24 protein-coding genes and 1 pseudogene are annotated in these 20815 nt (G+C 47.0%); 6 read left to right on the forward strand and 19 right to left on the reverse strand.

What is annotated here, in order from left to right:
• Positions 1–111 precede the first annotated feature (111 nt).
• Complete coding sequence (locus R5268_RS17575) at positions 112–1506, forward strand: L-cystine transporter (protein WP_046893582.1); 1395 nt, start codon at positions 112–114, stop codon at positions 1504–1506.
• Between the two features lie 153 nt (positions 1507–1659).
• Here the strand turns inward: R5268_RS17575 and htpX are convergent, their stop codons facing one another.
• The 3 genes from htpX to maeB form a co-directional block, all read right to left on the reverse strand.
• Positions 1660–2541, reverse strand: a complete 882-nt coding sequence (gene htpX, locus R5268_RS17580) for a protease HtpX (RefSeq protein WP_317420111.1) — start codon at positions 2539–2541, stop codon at positions 1660–1662.
• A 341-nt stretch (positions 2542–2882) separates the two neighbouring features.
• Entirely contained in the window at positions 2883–3272 is a 390-nt protein-coding gene (locus tag R5268_RS17585) for a VOC family protein (protein WP_317420110.1), read from the reverse strand.
• Between the two features lie 52 nt (positions 3273–3324).
• The gene (gene maeB, locus R5268_RS17590; RefSeq protein WP_218410936.1) at positions 3325–5604 is read right to left on the reverse strand and encodes an NADP-dependent malic enzyme; all 2280 of its coding nucleotides are present in this window, start codon (positions 5602–5604) and stop codon (positions 3325–3327) included.
• A 453-nt stretch (positions 5605–6057) separates the two neighbouring features.
• Here maeB and R5268_RS17595 point away from each other — a divergent pair, with 453 nt between their 5' ends.
• On the forward strand, positions 6058–6687 hold the full coding sequence (locus R5268_RS17595) for a LuxR C-terminal-related transcriptional regulator (RefSeq protein ID WP_046893586.1): 630 nt from the start codon (positions 6058–6060) through the stop codon (positions 6685–6687).
• 29 nt (positions 6688–6716) lie between these two features.
• On the opposite strand, the gene R5268_RS17600 is transcribed toward R5268_RS17595, so the two are convergent.
• On the reverse strand, positions 6717–7274 hold the full coding sequence (locus R5268_RS17600; protein ID WP_046893587.1) for a hypothetical protein: 558 nt from the start codon (positions 7272–7274) through the stop codon (positions 6717–6719).
• 162 nt (positions 7275–7436) lie between these two features.
• Here R5268_RS17600 and R5268_RS17605 point away from each other — a divergent pair, with 162 nt between their 5' ends.
• Genes R5268_RS17605 through R5268_RS17615 form a run of 3 tightly spaced genes read left to right on the forward strand, consistent with a single transcriptional unit; the run spans position 7437 to position 9634 of the window.
• Complete coding sequence (locus R5268_RS17605; protein WP_107679763.1) at positions 7437–7814, forward strand: ArsC family reductase; 378 nt, start codon at positions 7437–7439, stop codon at positions 7812–7814.
• Between the two features lie 15 nt (positions 7815–7829).
• A complete protein-coding gene (dapE, locus tag R5268_RS17610; protein WP_218454173.1) occupies positions 7830–8960 on the forward strand; it encodes a succinyl-diaminopimelate desuccinylase in 1131 nt (376 codons plus the stop codon).
• On the forward strand, positions 8957–9634 hold the full coding sequence (locus R5268_RS17615) for a M15 family metallopeptidase (protein WP_218454174.1): 678 nt from the start codon (positions 8957–8959) through the stop codon (positions 9632–9634). Before dapE ends, R5268_RS17615 begins: the two co-directional genes overlap by 4 nt.
• On the opposite strand, the gene R5268_RS17620 is transcribed toward R5268_RS17615, so the two are convergent.
• Positions 9631–10044: a DUF454 family protein gene (locus R5268_RS17620; protein ID WP_052926815.1), complete on the reverse strand. Its 414-nt coding sequence runs from the start codon at positions 10042–10044 to the stop codon at positions 9631–9633. The two genes, R5268_RS17615 and R5268_RS17620, sit on opposite strands and share 4 nt — an antisense overlap.
• Before the next feature lie 184 nt (positions 10045–10228).
• On the reverse strand, positions 10229–11857 hold the full coding sequence (mdlC, locus tag R5268_RS17625; RefSeq protein WP_317420105.1) for a benzoylformate decarboxylase: 1629 nt from the start codon (positions 11855–11857) through the stop codon (positions 10229–10231).
• A 525-nt stretch (positions 11858–12382) separates the two neighbouring features.
• Between mdlC and R5268_RS17630 the strand changes: the two genes are divergently transcribed.
• Entirely contained in the window at positions 12383–12514 is a 132-nt protein-coding gene (locus R5268_RS17630; protein ID WP_317420103.1) for a hypothetical protein, read from the forward strand.
• 249 nt (positions 12515–12763) lie between these two features.
• Here the strand turns inward: R5268_RS17630 and lpxL are convergent, their stop codons facing one another.
• The 13 genes and pseudogenes from lpxL to R5268_RS17695 form a co-directional block, all read right to left on the reverse strand.
• Positions 12764–13693: an LpxL/LpxP family Kdo(2)-lipid IV(A) lauroyl/palmitoleoyl acyltransferase gene (gene lpxL / locus R5268_RS17635; RefSeq protein WP_317420101.1), complete on the reverse strand. Its 930-nt coding sequence runs from the start codon at positions 13691–13693 to the stop codon at positions 12764–12766.
• A 76-nt stretch (positions 13694–13769) separates the two neighbouring features.
• Positions 13770–13910, reverse strand: a complete 141-nt coding sequence (locus R5268_RS17640; RefSeq protein ID WP_247709687.1) for a hypothetical protein — start codon at positions 13908–13910, stop codon at positions 13770–13772.
• 9 nt (positions 13911–13919) lie between these two features.
• Entirely contained in the window at positions 13920–14132 is a 213-nt protein-coding gene (locus R5268_RS17645; RefSeq protein ID WP_112550751.1) for a cold shock domain-containing protein, read from the reverse strand.
• 481 nt (positions 14133–14613) lie between these two features.
• On the reverse strand, positions 14614–14928 hold the full coding sequence (locus tag R5268_RS17650) for a hypothetical protein (RefSeq protein ID WP_317420098.1): 315 nt from the start codon (positions 14926–14928) through the stop codon (positions 14614–14616).
• Complete coding sequence (locus tag R5268_RS17655) at positions 14921–15493, reverse strand: S-type pyocin domain-containing protein (RefSeq protein ID WP_317420096.1); 573 nt, start codon at positions 15491–15493, stop codon at positions 14921–14923. Before R5268_RS17655 ends, R5268_RS17650 begins: the two co-directional genes overlap by 8 nt.
• A 218-nt stretch (positions 15494–15711) precedes the next feature.
• Complete coding sequence (locus R5268_RS17660; protein WP_317420094.1) at positions 15712–16140, reverse strand: hypothetical protein; 429 nt, start codon at positions 16138–16140, stop codon at positions 15712–15714.
• A gap of 70 nt (positions 16141–16210) precedes the next feature.
• Positions 16211–16540 (reverse strand): hypothetical protein, encoded by a 330-nt coding sequence (locus R5268_RS17665; protein WP_317420093.1) that lies wholly within the window; start codon positions 16538–16540, stop codon positions 16211–16213.
• Positions 16541–16603: 63 nt separating this feature from the next.
• On the reverse strand, positions 16604–16909 hold the full coding sequence (locus R5268_RS17670) for an S-type pyocin domain-containing protein (RefSeq protein ID WP_317420091.1): 306 nt from the start codon (positions 16907–16909) through the stop codon (positions 16604–16606).
• Positions 16910–17128: 219 nt separating this feature from the next.
• Positions 17129–17470, reverse strand: coding sequence for a DUF4279 domain-containing protein (locus R5268_RS17675; protein ID WP_317420090.1), 342 nt, complete (start codon positions 17468–17470; stop codon positions 17129–17131).
• 52 nt (positions 17471–17522) lie between these two features.
• Positions 17523–17918: a DUF4279 domain-containing protein gene (locus tag R5268_RS17680; RefSeq protein WP_317420088.1), complete on the reverse strand. Its 396-nt coding sequence runs from the start codon at positions 17916–17918 to the stop codon at positions 17523–17525.
• An 11-nt stretch (positions 17919–17929) separates the two neighbouring features.
• Positions 17930–19582, reverse strand: a complete 1653-nt coding sequence (locus R5268_RS17685) for a polymorphic toxin type 33 domain-containing protein (RefSeq protein ID WP_317420087.1) — start codon at positions 19580–19582, stop codon at positions 17930–17932.
• A complete protein-coding gene (locus R5268_RS17690; protein ID WP_218454185.1) occupies positions 19579–20385 on the reverse strand; it encodes a DUF4123 domain-containing protein in 807 nt (268 codons plus the stop codon). Before R5268_RS17690 ends, R5268_RS17685 begins: the two co-directional genes overlap by 4 nt.
• Positions 20372–20815 (reverse strand): annotated as a pseudogene (locus R5268_RS17695) (type VI secretion system tip protein VgrG); the annotation flags it as partial. The gene R5268_RS17690 and the pseudogene R5268_RS17695, both read right to left, overlap by 14 nt.

A 20815-nucleotide genomic window follows, 5' to 3' on the forward strand; every position in this document is an offset into this window, starting at 1 on the left:
GAAAACTCCTGTTAATCTATAACGAATCTTTTACAGTTCCTGCATTTGCACAACTGTATGCGATGTAATCAACACACTATAACAACATACCAACAGGTATCGGAGACCGGGATGAACTTTCCATTAATCAGCAATCTCGCCATATTCGTTATTCTGCTGCTGATGCTGATGAAGCTCTGCAGCAATAAAAACTGGAGCCTTTCCAAAAAGGTACTCACCGGTCTGGTGATCGGTGTTCTGTTCGGCCTCGGGCTGAATGCATTCTACGGGACAGAACATGATGCCGTAAAACAGGCACTGCCATGGTTTGATATCGTCGGTAACGGCTACGTGAAGCTGTTGCAGATGGTCATCATGCCGCTGGTTTTCGCCTCTATCCTCAGCGCGGTTGCCCGCCTGCATCAGGCATCATCACTGGGTAAAATCAGCGTACTGACTATCGGCACCCTGCTGATCACCACGGCGATTGCCGCATTGATCGGTATTCTGGTCACACTCGCTTTCGGTCTGACCGCAGACGGACTGGTTCAGGGTGTGAAAGAAACAGCGCGCCTGACCCAGCTGGAATCGCAGTATGCCGGCAAAGTCTCTGATCTGACCGTGCCGCAGCTTATTCTGTCCTTTATTCCGAAAAACCCGTTTGCTGACCTGACCGGTGCTAATCCGACCTCGATTATCAGCGTGGTGATTTTTGCCGCCTTTATGGGTGTTGCCGCACTTCAGCTGATCAAAGACAACGAAGAGCGCGGAGCCAAAGTGCTCGGGGCAATTGATATCCTCCAGGCATGGGTGATGAAACTGGTTCGTCTGGTCATGCGCTTTACCCCGTACGGTGTATTTGCACTGATGACCAAAGTCGTTGCCGGTTCAAATATTCAGGACATCATTAAATTAGGCACGTTTGTGGTTGCCTCTTATATCGCTATCCTGCTGATGTTTGTGGTTCACGGCCTGATTGTCGGTATTGCCGGTATCAATCCGCTGCGTTTCTTCCGTAAAATTGCGCCGGTACTGACTTTCGCCTTTACCAGCCGTTCAAGTGCGGCCAGTATTCCGCTGAGTGTGGAAGCGCAAACCCGCCGTATCGGTATTCCTGACTCCATCGCCGGATTCGCCGCCTCCTTTGGTACCACCATCGGTCAGAACGGCTGTGCGGGGATTTACCCGGCTATGCTGGCTGTTATGGTTGCACCTATCGCCGGTATCAACCCGTTTGACCCGCTGTGGATTGCCACACTGGTCGGTATTGTGACAGTCAGCTCTGCCGGTGTTGCCGGTGTCGGCGGCGGTGCTACCTTCGCCGCGCTGATCGTCCTGCCTGCGATGGGTCTGCCGGTCACCCTGGTCGCCCTGCTGATCTCTGTCGAACCGCTGATTGATATGGGCCGTACCGCGCTGAACGTCAGTGGTTCCATGACCGCAGGTACAGTTACCAGCCAAATCCTGGGGCAGACAGATAAAACACTGTTCGATAATGATAACGACGAAGATTTACAGCAGGGATAATATTCCTGCCGCTGATTATCGTCAGATAACAGAAAATCCCGTATTCAGCCAATGTATGCGGGATTTTTTTATGTACATCGCAGGTGTTATGCAAGCAGGTATAAAAAAGGCTGTAACGCAAAGCGTTACAGCCTTTTTATTATCCGGAACTGATTAATTCAGGAACTGACCGCTGCGCAGTGCTTCAATGCGCTTATCCAGCGGCGGGTGAGATAAAAACAGCTCGCTGAATGATTTATTACGGCCGTTGATGCAAAATGCCATCATACTGCCCTCTTCCTGCGGTTCGTAACTGGTTTTCAGGCGTTGCAGTGCAGCGATCATCTTCTCGCGCCCGACCAGGTTTGCCGAACCCGCATCCGCATAAAATTCACGGCGGCGGGAGAACCACATGGTGATAATGCTGGCCAGAATACCGAAGACAATTTCCAGTACCATAGATACCGCAAAATAAATCATCGGGTTGCCCTGGCTGCCGGAGTTCTCGTCATTGTTGTTTGACATAAAACCGGCCGCCAGTTGTGCCAGGATGCGGGAAATAAAGATAACAAAGGTGTTTACCACGCCCTGTAACAACGTCATGGTCACCATGTCACCATTCGCGATATGGCTGATTTCATGGGCGATAACTGCCTCCGCCTCGTCGCGGCTCATATTTTCCAGTAACCCGGTACTGACGGCCACCAGCGATGCATCACGGCGGGCACCGGTTGCAAAGGCGTTAATATCCGGCGCATGGTAAATCGCCACTTCCGGCATGCCGATACCGGCCTGCTGTGCCTGACGGCGTACCGTTTCCATCAGCCAGCGTTCGGTTTGTGTGGACGGGTTCGTTATAACCTGCCCGCCGACAGAACGCAGCGCCATCCATTTTGACATCAGCAGAGACACAAATGCGCCACCGAAACCAAATAACCCTGCCATAATCATCAGTCCGGTCACACTTTGACTCTGAACGCCGGTCAGCGACAGAATAATGCCGAAAACGACCATGACAGCGAGGTTTGTGAGTAAAAATAATGCAATTCGCATCATATCAGTACGATCCTTTAAAGAGTGTGCTCATCATATGCTTCAAAAATAGGGATATTTTGCCATATTTCAAGGCTTGTTAACGTAATAACTTTGATTATTAAACAACTTTACACTTAATTTTAATAAGTCATTTTTTTGCTGTTTTGTGCGATCCGGTTCGCAGTGCAGATAATCATCATATTTTATCAAAAAAACACTTTACTTTTTAAATGGGAAAAATTATCATTCTCGTTGTCGATACCTGAGTAAATTACTAAGGTATTGGCAAACGACATTGCTCACATTGCTTCCAGTATTTCGAAGTTTCTCAGCCAGCCATCGTGCTGGCTTTTTTTTATCCGTCAGCGGGTGTAAAACTCCACCGGCAGATTGTCAGGATCAAAACAGAAGAAAAAGGATTTACCGGTATATTCATCCGTGCGGATGCTGTCACAACGGACACCCGCTTTTTGCAGATGCGCTTCCCATGCCCTCAAATCGCGGACCGAAAATGCCAGATGACGCAGCCCGCAGGCTTCCGGTTGTGTCATCCGTGCCGGGCTTGCCGGAAAGGTAAAGAGTTCCAGCAGATACTCCCCGTTCAGCGCCAGATCCACCTTGTAAGAATCCCGTTCCGCACGGTAGTGTTCACTGAGCACCGTCAATCCCAGCACATCACAATAAAATGCCAGACTGGCGTTGAGATCAGAAGCAATCACCGCGATATGATCCACTTTTTCAATCTTCAGCATACGTTTCCTGTATAACGCCCCGTTGCCGGGGCGTCTGATTTACTGCTTCGTATTACAGTGGCTGAGTCTGCGCTTCCACGGCTGCCAGCGCGACCATATTGACAATACGCCGCACAGAGGAGATAGAGGTCAGAATATGTACCGGTTTATTAATCCCCATCAGTACCGGCCCGACTGTCACCCCCTCAGAAGTGGTTACACGCAGCAGGTTATAACTGATGCGTGCAGCTTCCCCGTTCGGCATAATCAGCAGGTTTGCCGCACCTTTCAGCGGGCTGTCCGGCATCAGATCACGGCGGATAGCTTCCACCAGTGCCGCGTCGCCGTGCATTTCCCCGTCAATTTCCAGTGATGGTTCCCGCTCACGGATCAGTGCCAGCGTATCACGCATTTTCTCCGCGGACGGTGACGGACATGAACCGAAGCTGGAACGCGACAGCAGTGCCACTTTCGGCTCAATACCAAACCGGCGCACCGCAGCAGCAGCCATCAGGGTGATTTCAGCCAGTTGCTCTGCTGTCGGATCATCATGCACATAAGTATCCGCGATAAAGGTATTTCCCGTCGGCAGACTGAGGGCATTCATTGCCCCGGCGGTATGCACGCCCTCATGGAAACCAAATACATTTTCCACAATCCGGTAGTGCTCGTGATAATCCCCGACTATCCCGCAGATCATGCCATCCGCTTCACCACGATGCACCATAATGGCACCGATGCTGGTCGGGTTAGTGATAATGGCACGGCGGGCCTGTTCCTGCGTCACGCCTTTGCGTTTCATCAGCTGATAATATTCCTGCCAGTACTCGGCAAAACGCGGGTCACTTTCATTATTTACGATTTCAAAATCCTGCCCCGGCACAATTTGCAGTCCGAGTTTTTTGATCCGCATTTCAATCACATCCGGGCGACCGATCAGGATCGGATACGCAAGTCCCATACTGACCAGTTCCTGTGTCGCATGTAACATACGCGGCTCTTCCCCTTCAGCCAGCACGATGCGTTTGCGATCTTTACGTGCCATGGAGAAAATCGGCTTCATAAACAGTGTGGTTTTGTAGACAAATTCATTGAGATGTTCCAGATAAACACTGAAATCCTCAATCGGGCGCGTCGCTACCCCGGTTTCCATCGCCGCTTTGGCTACCGCCGGGGCGATTTTCAGGATAAGACGCGGATCAAACGGTTTCGGTATAATATATTCGCGGCCGAATGATAACTCCTGGCCGCCGTATGCCGAGGCCACCTGCTCACTCTGCTCAGCCAGCGCCAGGTCAGCAATCGCTTTCACACACGCCAGTTTCATCTCTTCATTAATTGCCGTTGCGCCGACATCCAGTGCACCGCGGAAAATGAACGGGAAACAAAGCACATTATTTACCTGGTTCGGGTAATCCGAACGTCCGGTACAGATAATGGCGTCCGGACGCACTGCCAGTGCCAGCGGCGGCAGGATTTCCGGTTCCGGGTTCGCCAGCGCCAGAATCAGCGGATCACGCGCCATGCCTTTGACCATTTCCGGCGTCAGCACGCCGGGGCCGGAACAACCGAGGAAAATATCCGCACCCGGCATAGCATCTGCCAGGGTGCGCATGCCGTTATCATCAATGGCATACGCCGCTTTGGTTTCCGCCATATTGGCTTCACGACCTTTATAGATAACCCCTTTGGAATCACAGACAATAATATTGTCGCGTTTCAGTCCCAGCAGTACCATCAGGTTCATACAGGCGACAGATGCAGCCCCGGCACCGGAGACCACCAGACGGACATCACCGATCGCTTTATTGACGATACGCAGTCCGTTCAGTACCGCAGCGGTGCTGATAATCGCCGTACCGTGCTGATCATCATGGAAGACCGGAATTTTCATGCGTTCACGCAGTTTCTTTTCAATATAGAAACATTCCGGTGCTTTGATATCTTCCAGGTTGATACCGCCGAATGTCGGCTCCAGGGAAGCGATGATATCCACCAGCTTGTCCGGATCGGATTCATTGACTTCAATATCAAAGACATCCACGCCGGAGAATTTTTTAAATAAAACACCTTTTCCTTCCATCACCGGCTTACCGGCCAGTGCCCCGATATTACCGAGGCCCAGCACCGCAGTGCCGTTGGAAATCACCGCCACCAGATTACCTTTGGCGGTATATTTGTAAGCCGCCAGCGGATCTTCCGCAATTTCAAGGCAGGGTGCCGCAACACCGGGCGAATAAGCCAGTGCCAGGTCACGCTGGGTCGTCAGCGGTTTGGTCGGGGTGACGGTAATTTTACCGGGAGACGGAAACTGATGAAACTCAAGAGCACTTTGTTTTAATTGTTCGTCCATTTCAGGATCCTTTACAGGCTTTAATAACAGGGTCAGGGCGGGTCAGCGGCATAAGATCGGCCGCCGGCCACATTATTCAGCGCTACATAAACAGTATACTGATAAATAGCGGAATAGTGAAAAAAGTGTAATATTCATGTAGTTAATGTGCAGAACCTGTTGAAAAAAACAACATATCGCTTATTAGTTAACTGATTATAGTGACCTTATCCCGTTATACCGCCAATTATATCCTCCTGTCTTAAACCGCTAATCTACCCCCTATAATATGCTTTATGTTATTAGGGACATTATTATTTTTAAATACTTTGTTATTTGCACATATAACATTTTTGCGTAAAAATTAACTGTCTTGGCGAGCAGTATATATTTTTTATTTTAATAATTAATACATAAATTAAATTATTTTAATTAAAACTATCTTATACCACCTACCCGGCAAGGGAGAACTCTATGCCCCATCACACTATTATGGTTATTGATGACCATCCGTTGTTACGCTATGGTTTTAAAATGCTTTTACAGCCGGATTATGCGCTAACCATTATGCCGGAATTCACTGACAACAATGGCTTGTTCAGTCACATTCATCAGCACACCCCCAGAATGATTATATTAGATATTAATATCCGTGCTTTTTCCGGTATTGATTTCATCAAGAAATTACGCCACAAGAAAATATCCAGCTATATCCTGGTATTTTCACAATCACGGGAGCGAAATGATATATACGCCGCTATTGATGCCGGAGCTGATGGTTATTTACTAAAGAATTGCGATGTTGATTATTTATTAAGTCAGATTAAAAATGCCTTTAAAGGAAAAAAGATTTTCAGTGAGGCCATTTATAAAATTTTGCAGGAACGTGAACACTATCACGATCCGGTCAGTTATCTGACACAGCGGGAAGCTGATGTGCTCAAAGAGCTGGCCTGCGGGATGAAAAATAAGGAAATTGCACGGGCGCTGTTTATTTCGGAAGAGACAGTAAAGGTACACATCCGCAATATTCTGAAAAAACTGAATGTGTCCACGCGACTTGCGGCCAGCCTGCTCTACCTGAAATACCGGCTTCCCCGCTGAGAGTGATCCCCGGGATAGCTGTCCGGGGGTTATTCGCTTTCTTCGTCGATACTCGCAGGTGTCGGGTAATTGAGCAGTTCCAGTGTACCGTCCGGATTTTCCCGGACATCCACCTGGATGACTTCTTTATTCATACCACGGAGAATAGTATCCACCTCACTGTAGGCGTAGCGGATATTTTTATCACGCGCCCAGTCCGGCATACCGGTCACACCATAATAAAAATACACGGTGCTGATCCCGTCGCTCTGCGGTTCAATAGCTTTGATTTTACTGATACGCAGTGCGCCGTAACAAAAATCCTCATGCGGCAGCCAGGCTTCCTGCCCTTTTTCTGTCAGTTGGTATTCCACGCCGGACGATTTGATGGTCGCACGGATAAAACCGACGGAAGCCAGCGCATTCAGCCGTGAAATCATCCATGGTTCTGACTGGCTTGAGCTGAACTGCGGCCATTTGTGTTCATCCAGGCACAGTTCACTGTTTTCGGTAAATTTGAGCTGAAGTTCATTAAGATACACGTCCGTTTGTCCCGCAAGGGTAAAGCTGGCAAATAACAGCGTGCTTCCGGCTAAGTACTCTTTCATCGATCCTGTCTCAACATCTTCCGGATGTTTTTGTCATGGTTATGGCGTAATGCTACCCCACTTTTTTGCATTTATCGAATACTCTCTGCACGTAAGATTCTGGATAACTGCATCAAATTCCCGCATTATGCTATTTTTCGTGTTCACGACAAAGGATAAAAGATGAAAAATACAACCTCCGTCTGCCGGATTTTCGGGATCAAAAACTGCGACACGATGAAAAAAGCCCGTGCGTGGCTGGACAGCCATCAGATAGCTTATGAATTTCATGACTACCGTCAGGATGGCGCGGATACGGAACTGCTGAGTGAGTTTGCCCGTCATATTGACTGGACACTGCTGCTCAACAAACGCGGAACCACCTGGCGTCAGCTGGATAAAGCTGAGCAGGATGCAGTAACGGATGAGCAGTCCGCAATTCGCCTGATGTCAGAAAAACCGGCGCTGATCAAACGCCCGGTTCTGGTCTCTCCGGACGGCCGTTATCACCTTGGTTTTAAAGCTGATGATTATCAGCAGTTCTTCAGCCTCCCTGCCTGATACAAAGGAAACACCATGCATTGTCCTGTAACAGATCTGGCAAAACAACTCATCAGCCGGGAATCCGTCAGCCCGGACGATAACGGTTGTCAGGCGCTGATGACCGAACGTCTTATCGCTGCCGGTTTTACCGTCGAACCGATGCCTTTCGGTGATACACAAAATTTCTGGGCATACCGGGGCGGCAACGGTACCACGCTCGCCTTTGCCGGTCATACCGATGTGGTACCGCCGGGTGATCTCAGCCACTGGCGCACTCCGCCGTTTGAACCGGCGCTGATTGACGGCATGCTGTACGGGCGCGGAGCTGCTGATATGAAAGGCTCACTGGCAGCCATGATTGTCGCTGCCGAACGTTTTACTGAACGTTATCCTGACTATCCCGGCCGCCTTGCTTTTCTGATCACCTCCGATGAAGAAGCTTCAGCCGTCAACGGTACGGTAAAAGTGGTGGAAACCCTGATGGCTCGCCATGAAAAGGTGGAATATTGCCTGGTCGGTGAGCCATCAAGTCAATCACAATTAGGGGATATGATTAAAAACGGCCGCCGGGGCTCCGTTACCGCCAATCTGACTATTCACGGCACTCAGGGCCATGTGGCGTATCCGCATCTGGCCGATAACCCGGTTCACAGCGCCGCACCGTTTATACAGGATCTGGTGGCTGAGCACTGGGACAGCGGCAATCAGTTCTTCCCGCCGACCAGCATGCAGATAGCCAATATCCGTGCCGGTACCGGCAGTAACAACATCATTCCCGGTGATCTGTTTATTCAGTTCAATTTCCGCTTCAGCACCGAATCCACCGCTGAGTCACTGCAAGCCCGGATTGCAGCATTGCTGGAAAAACACCTGCTTAAACACACGATTACCTGGTCATTATCCGGCCATCCGTTCCTGACACCGGAAGGTCCGCTGACAGATGCCGTCAGTCATGCCATCGGCCAGTACTGTAATCTGACACCGGAGCTCTCCACCGGCGGCGGAACCTCTGACGGGCGCTTTATTGCGCGGATGGGTACACAGGTTGTTGAACTGGGGCCAATCAACGCCACTATTCATAAGGTGAATGAATGCGTCAGTGCGGCTGATTTGCAGCAACTCAGCCGTATCTATCAACGGATTATGGAGCAGATCCTGCTATGATGACGTTTGAAATGCTGACCGGGCAAACCCGTGATCATGTCATTAATTTTGCCGGTAATCATCATCTGCAATTTAATGCCACCAAAGCGTTCCTCGCCATGCAGAAAGCGGCAGCAACCGCCGGGTTTAAACTGATGCCCGCCAGTTCTTTCCGGGATTTTTCCCGCCAGCAGATTATCTGGAATGAAAAATTTGCGGGTATCCGCACTGTGAATGATGCAGAAAACCGTCCGCTGGATGTCTCCGGACTGTCAGAGGCAGAACGCTGTCAGGCGATTCTGCGCTGGTCTGCTATTCCGGGTGCCAGCCGTCATCACTGGGGAACCGAGGTCGATTATTACGATCCGTTCCGTCTGCCTGCTGACACATCCCTTCAGCTCGAGCCCTGGGAATACGAGGACGGCGGCTATTTTGCCGCCCTTTCCGCCTGGCTGGCGGACAATATGGCACAGTTTGATTTTTATCTGCCGTTCACACAGCGCCAGACCGGCGGTGTGGCCTATGAGCCGTGGCATATCAGCTACTGGCCGCTTTCTTATGAAGCAGAACAGCTGTATACCCCGGAGACACTGGCCAGGGTACTGGAGACACAGGATATTGCCGGGAAAACATGGTTACTGGCGAACCTTGATACGGTTTATCAGCAGTATGTTAAATTACCGGAAAACGATTAGTCCGGGGATTTATCCTCCGGCGCCGGGGGATTCTCCGGCGTCATTTCCTCTGTTTCTGGCAGGCGCAGCATAAAAATCAGCAGCCAGACCAGAATACACAGCAGCAACAGGCGGATATAAATCAGTTTCACCAGCCAGAGTGATACCGCGAACGTCAGCAGAATGACCACCACCGCCCGCCGTTTTGCTTTACGCGGCAGGCCTTTGTGTGTCTGCCAGTGACGGATATACCCGCCGAACCAGGAACGGTACAGCAGCCAGTGATGGAACCGGGGAGATGAGCGGGAAAAACACCATGCCGCCAGCAACAGAAACGGCGTTGTCGGCAATACCGGCAGCACGACACCCAGGGTTGCCAGTATGACGGCAATCCAGCCTGATAACAGCAGCAGTATACGGGTGAACGGCATGAGTTTCTGGTCTTCCGGTAATGAGAATGCAACTCAATGTTATCGTTGTGTAACACCTTATTCAACTGCCTTGTGACCACAAATGTTAATCCGGTGACAAAACGGCGCCCTGTTCCGCACAGAGAGCCGTTCAGGCTGCTTCCCGTATTATTACCGGTAAAAAATCAAATGATTGATACTGCTGTCACATCAGCGGCGGCACCGACGGCCGGATCGGCACAGCAAGTACGGTCGGTCCTTTGCGTTGCAGTGCGGCTTTGCAGGCTGCGATCACGTCGTCTTCTGTTGTTGCCCTGACCGCTGTACAGCCATAACCGGTGGCAAGCGCAGCAATATCCAGTCCCGGAATATCCAGCCCCGGCACACCCGGCGTGTCTTCCAGCACGGCAAATGATTTCAGAATACCGTACTGGCCGTTTTCCGGAATGACAAACAGGATCGGCAACTGATGCTGTGCGGCAGTCCATAATCCCTGCACAGAGTATTGCATAGAACCGTCACCGATAATCGCCACCACCGGCCGGTTGCGCCCGCTGTCCCGTTCGCCAAGCGCAATCCCCGCGCTGGCCGGTAGTGTCCAGCCGAGTGATCCGCTTGCAAAAGTATAGAATGAATCCGGTTTATCCACCGGCCAGGCCGCATGGAGTTCCCCGAGGTTAGAGGGGGATTCTTCGGTCAGAATGGTATCTTCCGGTACGGCGCTTCTGACTGCACGAAACAGCTGTGAAGCACTCAGCAGCCCGTCAGATGCCGGTTCCGGTGCGGCAGGATGCGGTGCCATTCCGTGCGGTAGCTTACTGATGGCGGCTGTTCGTGCCGGACGAGCCGTTACCCGTTCCGTTAACTGTTCAACCGCCAGTACCGCGTCACTCAGCAGACTATCCCCGACCGGTGCCCGGCCGGCTTCCTGCGGGTCATCCGTGATATGCAGCAATTGCAGTCCCGCCGGGATATAGTCGCCGGCCACATACGGATAATAGCGGAAAACCGGCGCACCGATTATCAGTGCCACATCATGACCGGCAAGCTTATCCGAAAGCGGTTTCATCGCAAACGGTAACCCCCCGGCATACAACGGGTGAGACTCCGGAAACGGCGGGCGTTCTGAGGCCGGAGCTGAATACACCGGGATATTCAGTTTTTCCGCCAGCCGGATACCGGCATCCCAGCCATCTCCCCGCGCAAGGGATGAACCGTAAATCAGTACCGGGTTTTTCGCCTCTGACACGCACTGTGCAAACTCGCGTATTCTTACCGGATCAGCACTGATACGGTGAGAGACGGTGCGCACAACCGCACAATCCGATTCCGCCGGTTTATCCCAGTCATCCAGCGGGATCGATAAAAAGACCGGCCCTGCCGGCGGTTGCAGCGCCATGGCATACGCCCGCATAAAGGCTGCCGGAACATCTTCCGCTCTCACCGGCTGGTAACTCCATTTCACCCACGGCTCCGGCAGGATTTCCGGTTTAATATTGGTCAGCCACGGCTCCATCAGCAGCATGTCGCGGGTCTGGTTACCGGCAGTGATAATCAGCGGCGTGCGGTTCATATACGCGGTGAGGATATTACTCATCGCATTGCTCAGCCCGGCGGATGTATGCACATTCACCAGTGCCACATTACGGGTGGATTGCGCATAGCCATCAGCAGCCGCTACTGCGGAGGATTCATGCAGCGTCTGGATATAACGGAAATCCGCCGGAAAGTTTTTCAGGAACGTTTCCTCTGTCGAACCGGGATTACCAAAAACAGTCGTGATATTCAGTTGCCGGAGTAATTCAAACGTCACCTGACGGATTGTTTTTCCCATTGTCATGCTCCCGTGAAATTATTATTCCCCCGGTACTGAACATACCGGCGAATGAAAAAAGATATGCGGATGGATTTATCTGTCTGATGCTATTTTTCGCTTAAATAACAATAACAAATAAAGGTAAAACAAATTAAAAGAAACCGGAAAATGCAGATATTGAGACTCTATTACAGGGAAAAATAAAGATCAAACACCGGCCTTGTGCCGTTGCCACAGATTATCCGGGCAGCAGAATCATTATTTCTGATATAAAGCAGAAAGATAGAGGTAAGACCAGATAACAGACTCATAAAAAGTCAGAGCAATACACCTGCCGGAGCCGATTGAGAGTAAACAAAGCGATAACATGCTGCCTGTTTATGAATCCGTTACAGTATCGTTTAACCCGGAACTGTTATTGTCTGCCCCGTGGTACCAATTGGTTATTCTTGTTTTTTTCAGCTCTCAGCGGATGCAGAGAGCTTTTTTTTTATTTTCGGTATACTATCCGGATTATCCAGACTATTTATGTGCGGAGGCCGTATGCTGAAAATATTCGCCTTTATTGCCTTTATTGCCGTTATTCTGCTGTCAGGTTGTGCGGGAGTTGGTGTCGGGGCATCCGGAGGTTCGGAAGGAACTTCTGTGGGGATAGCCACAGGTATCGGCTTTTAATCCGGCGGTTAATAAATAAAAAAGTAACAGCAAATGAACTGATCATTTACACGCAGCCTGAGTGTACGAATGGCCTGAACTCACCAAAGCATACTTCACCATACAATGACTCCGCCTTTGGCTGACTTTTTTCAACGCCTGCCCCGGAGAGATACATCTCCCCGGACGGGTATAATGCGTATTCATTACCCTGTACCGCAGTTTATACGCAATGTGATACAGGAAGCACTCAACGGCAATCTTTGTAACTTATTTGTACAGAGAACTTTCTCCCTGAGGTCTGGTCTTAAACCTTCTGTGTGCCCACAAGTATTGGTCTGGTGCACGCATAATTTCTGTCTCTATAATTTGATTCAGCCTGCCCGCATCAATCGCGTCATCACCAGACGAAAACTCATTAATTTCTTTACCAATTATTAATTCGTAAGGTTTCTTATTATTTTCGTTATTTCTTATCATTGTTGCAGTCAATATCGGTGACCGTGATAATTTGACAATGGTTGAAACACCTTTGGATGTCGAAGCCTCAGCTACCGAGAAAAAAGGAGCAAAAATAGTCCCTTTGGCTCCAAAATCCTGATCAGGCGCAAACCAGATTGCCTGGCCGCGCTTTAATTCGGATACCATAAACTTCAAATTTTTCCGGTCAATCATCCCGTTTCCGGAGCGGCTGCGGCACTTTGTCTGTATATACTCCATCGCTTTATTGTTATGCGGGCGATACATAGCATTTACAGGAAAACACAGCCCCATAATCCTGCCCCCAAGCTCCAGCGACATAGAATGGATACCAATAATTAAAACACCATTATTCCTGTCATATGCATCATTGAAATTATCACCGCCCGTTACTCTGAATATTGCATTAATTCTTTTGTCATTCCAGAACCAGGCAATACCTGTTTCAAATAATGCAATTCCCAAAGATGACAGATTACTTGCGATCATACTCTCTATCTGGATTTTATTTTTATCAGGAAAACATAATTCTAAATTTTTTTTAATTATAGATACCCGCCTTTTCAGGAATAAACCCGCAAAACGACCTAACTTGTCACCTAAAAACACAAGCCACGGATAAGGCATCTGAACCAGACAAAAAAGCAATAGTATGCCGAACCAGGTTAAAATGTACCTTGGGTGAAGAAGCCTGACAGAAAAATTATTCAGAGAATACATTTTTTCCTGATACGTAATAATGACTACATAATAAAAAGGCCCGATAATATTATCAGGCCCCGGAATTTAGTCTTTTCTATTGCTCAGACAACAACATTACCGTTTTACAAAAAATGCATTTTGCACCATACGGATTTGATGCAGAAACATCAAAGTGCGAAGTTCGGTATTGTGTTCCGCAGCAACAGGGACACTGAAGAAACAGTGCGATAATCATCGGTGCGCCTCAGAGCCCCACCACATTTGCTGCAGACGGGCCTTTTGCCCCGTCTTCAACATTGAAGGTAACATTCTGACCTTCATATAATGTTCTGAAGTTGTCGCCCCGGATCGCAGAGAAGTGAACAAACACATCTTTGCTGCCGTCAGCCGGAGTGATGAAGCCAAAACCTTTCGATTCGTTAAACCATTTTACTGAACCAGTCATTGTATCAGACATAGAATTTCCTTTAATTTTTTGATTGCCATAAGGCATATGAGGTTTGTTTTTTATTTTTACTTATGGGAATTAATTAGAAGGAATTCGCAATGAAGTGGTATCGGGGATAACGCTAAATGGTGAACGACTTTAAACTGACCAGCATAAATAGGCCTGTACTTCCAAACCAGTGACGCCATTGAGCCACAGATGATCACAAATAGCAAACTTTATTATTTTATTCTCAGATATTACGTATTAATACACATAAATTACGACTAATTTTAGCAACTTATCTTATCTGTTTATCGGTATAAAGTAAAAATGGAGGCTTCAATTTATCAGTAATACGAAACAGAAATAATTCTTATCATAAGGGCATTTTTTACGACCGTAATACATTCATAAATAAATTTTATTGATCTTTTCCCAAAATCAGCACCAGGTTAAATCAGAGATCCGAGCCTTTTGATCTCCTCCCAAAATTATAATTTTATTATTTTTATTTTATAAGATTAATTTTTTTTGAAATTACGATGCCACTTAGTCCTGAGCTTGAATTAATATGGTACAAATTAAAATTATTTGGCATTCCTTTTTGCAATCCATACTCATCAACAAGTAAGTCAGGGATTTTTTTATAAATAGATATTTCAAATATTATGTTTTGCATCTCAAATGACGTTAAGTCCCAATGAAATACATCACAAAATATAATTATTGAATCATCATCAATATTGAATGTTAATTCATTTTTTGTTTTATTGTACGCAACGCCAATAATAGATAAATCATGCATATTTAATACATTAGTCATTTATTGTTTCTCCTGTTTTTAATGGCCGTCCATCTAACCGAATTTTATTTGGCGTTTGTTCTGATGGATAAACCCAATCATGTGCGTGAGGATCTCCGGCTCCATGATCATGTCCAAAATCAATATCTTTTATTGGTTTCCCTTCGGAATTATATCTTCGTAGTTGTTGTAATTCATTTGTCTCCGGATGCCTTTTTTCTAATACGTCATTAGCGGGGCCATTGTCACCATTTTTTCCTTCGGATAATCTATTTTTTGTTCTTTTACCTTTTTCACTCAAATACACATAAATCGCTGGTATGTCAGCAACTGGTGTGATCAGGATGTAATCATTAAAATCCTGTTCCCCCGGTGCAGGAGTGGTCAGAATGACCGGACCGTTATCATCATGCGCCTGAAACCCGCCGGAGCTGTCCGGCCGGCCCGGAATATAAGGGTTGTGATTGCCGGTATTCGTCGGCACATTGACCGGCTCAATATCACCGCCAGTATGCCAGCCTCTGCCCCCGAAGTCATCCGGATGGGTTGAGGAGGCCAGCTCAACAAATTTATTGTCTGTACCCACACCGGGATACAGAATATGCCCATCATCCAGTGTGAATTTATAGATCGTCGCCAGTGATTGCGGGGTCGGCAGACCGTCTAAAGAACGGTATGCCTGACAGCTGTTCCGGATTTCGTTTGCCTCAAACTCCGGGGCTTTTACCCAGCTTTGATTCTACGTAAGAAACCATTCCGTTGAATACCACCTCAATATTGAAGTATTTTATCAAAATTATGCACTTAATAAATTTTGTTGTAATCGATCGGTTCAAAATATTTGGCCAAGCATTTATCTATATGTTTAGCCAATAATGGGATATCAGCAAAAGCAAGCTGGCCATATTCTGGGTGGTATTTCTCAAAGTATAGTTTTAAAGGTATTCCCTCTAAATCAGCATAGTCTTTAAATTTTTTCTCTGTAGCTATTAATGGAGAAATAGTCCAGTTATACTGATTGTTTCTTTTTTTAAACCCAAATAAAGTCCATGGTAGTTTACCAGTAAAGGAATTTACGGAATCTCCTAATATTTTTATGAAGCCAATTGGTTCGAAATTACTATTGATACGAAAATTTGTTGATGGAAGGATATTAATCCCATCATATACATAGGTGTCAGTGCAAAGAATATCCAGAGGGTTAATACTCCTTTTTATAAAGCGGATGTCCACATTTCGCCACTCAATAACAACATATTTTTTTATAACTTCGATTACTTCACTGCCTGTATTTTTTCACCAATCATCTATTTAATCCTTTTGGTTTATTTGAAATGATAAAAGGATTATCATTGCTCATGCTTTTTATATGTTTTCCCCAATCTCCTTTAGGAATGGCTTGTTTTGACAACCTAGGGTCATAAATATACTTACCATCAGTATATACTTGGTGATATGTCATATCAGCTTTACTAACACCATTTTCGAGAATGGTAATTTCACCAAATTTATCTACTGGCTGAACTTCAATAATATACCCTGCACCATCTGCGGCTTCCAGTAATCTATCAGCAATTTCAGAGCAATCATAGTTATCATTATTTAATAAATCTTGATATTTAGGATCATTCATCTTGTCAAGAACAGCCTGATTAGGAGGATAATCGGATGAAGCATCTCTTGCTGGCCTATTTAATCATGGTAGTTCTTCACTCAAATACACATAAATCGCCGGAATATCCGGAATAGGGGTTATGAGGATGTAATCATTAAAATCCTGTTCCCCAGGTGCAGGCGTGGTCAGAATGACCGGACCGTTATCATCATGCGCCTGAAACCCGCCGGAGCTGTCCGGCCGGCCCGGAATATAAGGGTTGTGATTGCCGGTATTCGTCGGCACATTGACCGGCCCAATATCACCGCCAGTATGCCAGCCTCTGCCCCCGAAGTCATCCGGATGGGTTGAGGAAGCCAGCTCAACAAATTTATTGTCTGTACCCACACCGGGATACAGAATATGCCCATCATCCAGTGTGAATTTATAAATCGTCGCCAGTGATTGCGGGGTCGGCAGACCGTCTGAAGAACGGTATGCCTGACTGTTTATCTGTTAATAGGAAACTTGAATTATAATTTACCCTTAATTTTTTCATTATTTTTAACTATACATATATATCTCAATTGAACTTTCTGCTCCAATTTTCCCAAGAAAATCATTTGTTTATGACGTCCAGTAAATCGCGGGGTTTTCATCATTCTCCACCTCAATTAACAGAGATAGAGAAATTGACACCTCATTTTTTTCCTTAAAACCATTAATTAATTTTATTTTATCTTTTAAAATTGAAACTATTTTATCTATTTGTTCCTTTACATCATAAGACTCTTCTTTTTTTGTATATATTGACCAACTTGTTTCTGTACTTGGTCTTTTTCTTGTGCCTGTTATGACACCTTTTAAATTTACTTCCATAGGTTGAATTCCAAGTAAATCAGTAAGTTCATTAGGATCGAAATTATCACCGTAAATTGAAAATTCTGCTTTCACTGTTGTTTTATTCATGTGTACACCTATTTTTGGGCCGGTATTGAACCCCATACATTTAAAATAAAACTCACAGAATATACATATCTAAATCAATTGCAGCATCTATTTCATTTACAAATGAAAGAAGCTCTCCTTCTAAATAAAACCCTGGAGCTTTCCCATCTTCAATTTTAATGGAAAACATAAAAACATACTTTACATCATAGATTGTTTTTATCTTTTTTAGCTCTAAAACTTTTTCTTTCAGAGTGGAAGCTAAATTATTCATTTGATCCATTACATCATATGAATCTTCATATTCAGTTGATAATGACCAACCTGTTGTTGGGCTAGGAATTTTACCTCCCTGAGAAACCACCCCTTTAATTCTGGTTTTTGATGGTGATAAATTTAATATTTCAGATACATTATTGATATTAAAATCATCGCCATAAATTGCAAAAGTTGCTTTTACTTTAGACATATAAAACCTCATTATTTTATGTACGTTCCGGTTGGAACTCCTGATCCTTTGCCGCCTTTCCTGAATATCCATACTTGGCCAGTATCTTTATCTAAATATAGATCGTATCTTGAATTAGAACCATAACCCATTAATTCATCCTTTAATTCATGAGCATCTATCCCATTCTTTTCTAGGTAGCTATCTTTTAACATTTTAACATTTTTAGGTCTTTCTTCGCCATTATCTCCAGCCTCCGCACTCAAATACACATAAATCGCCGGAATATCCGGAATAGGGGTTATGAGGATGTAATCATTAAAATCCTGTTCCCCCGGTGCAGGTGTGGTCAGAATGACCGGACCGTTATCATCATGCGCCTGAAACCCGCCAGAGCTGTCCGGCCGGCCCGGAATATAGGGGTTGTGATTGCCGGTATTCGTCGGCACATCGACCGGCTCAATATCACCGCCAGTATGCCAGCCTCTGCCTCCGAAGTCATCCGGATGGGTTGAGGAGGCCAGCTCAACAAATTTATTGTCTGTACCCACACCGAGATACAGAATATGCCCATCATCCAGCGTAAATTTATAAATCGTCGCCAGTGATTGCGGGGTCGGCAGACCGTCTGAAGAACGGTATGCCTGACTGCTGTTCCGGATTTCGTTTGCCTCAAATTCCGGGGCTTTTTCCCCCATACGCACCCGCACCTGATCGTTATAGCCCTCTGTCGCGAAAGACATCACATCCGGACGACCGGTTTCTGTATTTTCCTGATATCTGATCCGGACGCGGGTCGTCGCCGTGCCCCCGGCGCGGGCTTTTTCTGCCAGGTCCTCATAAGTCAGCGAGTCGCCTTCATAGTAATTGGCCATCAGAACGCCGACCGGCAGTGCATTGTTCACCAATGTCAGCATAAAATTACGCTGTGATTTTTCACTCCGGGCTGCACTGCCGGGTGAAAATAAGTCGTCATCATTCCGGCGGGTGTTTTGTGTTGTCTGGTTATAAACAGCTCCCCCGACTATCGCACTGATTATCATCTCCGCAAGGTACACCAGCGGGAATCCGGCCTGAACGGGTTCGGTTTGTTCTGCTTTCCTGGCGTGACTGTGCCGGCCGAAGTTATCCAGCATTTCCGGTGCGGTCCCTGCATCCGTATTTCCTGCTCCCCGCAGAACGGATTTGGCAAACACTTTTTCCGTGATACGCCGGATGCTAACCACCCGTCGCTGATTATACGGCCAGACAAAAGTATATCCGTCATGACAGGCTGAATATTCATGCAACCGGGCTATTTGTGCCGGGGACATGTCATAAACACGTTCGGGTAATGCCGTATTGAACATCCCTGCATTATTGTGCTCACTGAAAATATATCCCTGTGTCCGGCACCAATTTTTCAGTGAATCGTCCGGGTAGTGTACTGACTGCAACGGCATACTGGTTGTCAGTTTATCTGCCAGATCCTGCACATCAATTGTCACCATCACCGGACGTGCGGATAATCCATCAACCCGGAACAATCCCTGCCCATCAGTCACGCCGGAAAGTGATTTATCCGTTCCCCGCTCTTTTAGTGTGAAAGACATGTTATCCAGCGGATGCCCGGCATCATCAACCAACTGAATTTCCAGCCAGTAGCGGTAATTTTCACAGTTAATACAGTCTCTGATATCACTCATGCGATTCCTCCGTCTGCTGCCGGTATCCATTCCCGGTATTGTGCGTGCCGGATAAAATCATCATATGTCAGGTAATTAATATCGGTCAGCAGAGCTAACTGCTGTTTCAGCCATACCGCCAGATGCTGCATCAGCATCCCTTCCGGTGTATCCAGTATCAATGCGGTTTCCGGTTTATTTTCCCACAATTCACAGGCGATATTATCCGCATAAAATATCAGCGCCTGCGGTGAATTTTGCCACGCTCTGACAAGATGAGACTTCAGTTCAAACGGAAGGTGTTGTATTTCCGGTACCGGCAAATCAGAATCTGTAACCGGAGAATGAAATTCATTCAGTTCCGGTGTACTTATTAACAACCGTTTTACCGGTGTCATCAGTATCCGCCAGTCGTCCTTATTCATTTCCGGTATCAAAACAGAGGCTATCCGGCTGTCCGCAAGACGGAGAATAACCTGATGCTCTTTCAGGGTAACAATTTGCCGCCTGCACCAGTGATCAAGGTTATCCTGTAAGGACTGGCCGCTGCGGTATGCCCAGCCCCATGAAAGATCGCTGAAAACACCAGTATCGGTTAATCTTCCGAGTGCCTGATATGATGATGGTTTCAGCAGAATCAGCCAGGGCCCCTGCTCTGCAATATGTGCCAGCGGCGTATTGTCATAGATACGGAATGCATCCTCAATCCAGTCATTTGCATACAGTATTTCAACCGGGTTCGGTTTTGCCTGTACATTCACCATCAGATATACCCGCATCGGATCAGTTTCAGTCAGCCATTGTGTCCAGTTACGTTTTTCCATTTCCGCCTCCGGATTTGATAACCCAACTTCCTTCAGTCTGCGCAGCCACCGCACAGTATTTTTTCACCGGATACGGTTCCGGGGCCGGAGGAACGCCCTCCGGCGGCATCAGTCTGACCGGCACACCGTTGCCGGGAGCGCTGTCACCGACGTTCAGATTACCGGAGGTGAAAATCGCCCCCGGCGTGATGCGGATAAAACTGTCGCCGACTTTGAGGGTGATTTCTGTTCCCGCTTCTATAATGATTTTTCCGTCGCTGAGATGATGCGTCTGCTGTCCGCTTTCAGTCACCAGATTTTTATCCGCGCGGGTGTGCTGTTCCCCTTTGATATGCAGCGAGACATCCCCGGTAGTCTGGTGTTTTTGTGAGCCGTTGATAATGACATGCTCATCACCGGTCAGTTCGGTGTGACTGTTGTTATCAATCCG

This window comes from Morganella sp. BCCO 40_0007 (assembly GCF_032989665.1).
GTDB lineage: Bacteria > Pseudomonadota > Gammaproteobacteria > Enterobacterales > Enterobacteriaceae > Morganella > Morganella sibonii.

Bases quoted from the DNA above. Each gene is read 5' to 3' on its own strand.
- R5268_RS17620 (WP_052926815.1), bottom strand. From the start codon at position 10,044: ATGCCGTTCACCCGTATACTGCTGCTGTTATCAGGCTGGATTGCCGTC.
- R5268_RS17605 (WP_107679763.1), top strand. From the start codon at position 7,437: ATGAAAAATACAACCTCCGTCTGCCGGATTTTCGGGATCAAAAACTGC.
- mdlC (WP_317420105.1), bottom strand. From the start codon at position 11,857: ATGGGAAAAACAATCCGTCAGGTGACGTTTGAATTACTCCGGCAACTG.
- R5268_RS17690 (WP_218454185.1), bottom strand. From the start codon at position 20,385: ATGGAAAAACGTAACTGGACACAATGGCTGACTGAAACTGATCCGATG.
- R5268_RS17650 (WP_317420098.1), bottom strand. From the start codon at position 14,928: ATGACTAATGTATTAAATATGCATGATTTATCTATTATTGGCGTTGCG.
- R5268_RS17640 (WP_247709687.1), bottom strand. From the start codon at position 13,910: ATGATTATCGCACTGTTTCTTCAGTGTCCCTGTTGCTGCGGAACACAA.
- maeB (WP_218410936.1), bottom strand. From the start codon at position 5,604: ATGGACGAACAATTAAAACAAAGTGCTCTTGAGTTTCATCAGTTTCCG.
- R5268_RS17685 (WP_317420087.1), bottom strand. From the start codon at position 19,582: ATGAGTGATATCAGAGACTGTATTAACTGTGAAAATTACCGCTACTGG.
- lpxL (WP_317420101.1), bottom strand. From the start codon at position 13,693: ATGTATTCTCTGAATAATTTTTCTGTCAGGCTTCTTCACCCAAGGTAC.
- R5268_RS17615 (WP_218454174.1), top strand. From the start codon at position 8,957: ATGATGACGTTTGAAATGCTGACCGGGCAAACCCGTGATCATGTCATT.
- R5268_RS17675 (WP_317420090.1), bottom strand. From the start codon at position 17,470: ATGAATAAAACAACAGTGAAAGCAGAATTTTCAATTTACGGTGATAAT.
- R5268_RS17575 (WP_046893582.1), top strand. From the start codon at position 112: ATGAACTTTCCATTAATCAGCAATCTCGCCATATTCGTTATTCTGCTG.
- R5268_RS17630 (WP_317420103.1), top strand. From the start codon at position 12,383: ATGCTGAAAATATTCGCCTTTATTGCCTTTATTGCCGTTATTCTGCTG.
- R5268_RS17595 (WP_046893586.1), top strand. From the start codon at position 6,058: ATGCCCCATCACACTATTATGGTTATTGATGACCATCCGTTGTTACGC.
- R5268_RS17585 (WP_317420110.1), bottom strand. From the start codon at position 3,272: ATGCTGAAGATTGAAAAAGTGGATCATATCGCGGTGATTGCTTCTGAT.
- dapE (WP_218454173.1), top strand. From the start codon at position 7,830: ATGCATTGTCCTGTAACAGATCTGGCAAAACAACTCATCAGCCGGGAA.
- htpX (WP_317420111.1), bottom strand. From the start codon at position 2,541: ATGATGCGAATTGCATTATTTTTACTCACAAACCTCGCTGTCATGGTC.
- R5268_RS17645 (WP_112550751.1), bottom strand. From the start codon at position 14,132: ATGTCTGATACAATGACTGGTTCAGTAAAATGGTTTAACGAATCGAAA.
- R5268_RS17600 (WP_046893587.1), bottom strand. From the start codon at position 7,274: ATGAAAGAGTACTTAGCCGGAAGCACGCTGTTATTTGCCAGCTTTACC.
- R5268_RS17665 (WP_317420093.1), bottom strand. From the start codon at position 16,540: ATGAATGATCCTAAATATCAAGATTTATTAAATAATGATAACTATGAT.
- R5268_RS17680 (WP_317420088.1), bottom strand. From the start codon at position 17,918: ATGTCTAAAGTAAAAGCAACTTTTGCAATTTATGGCGATGATTTTAAT.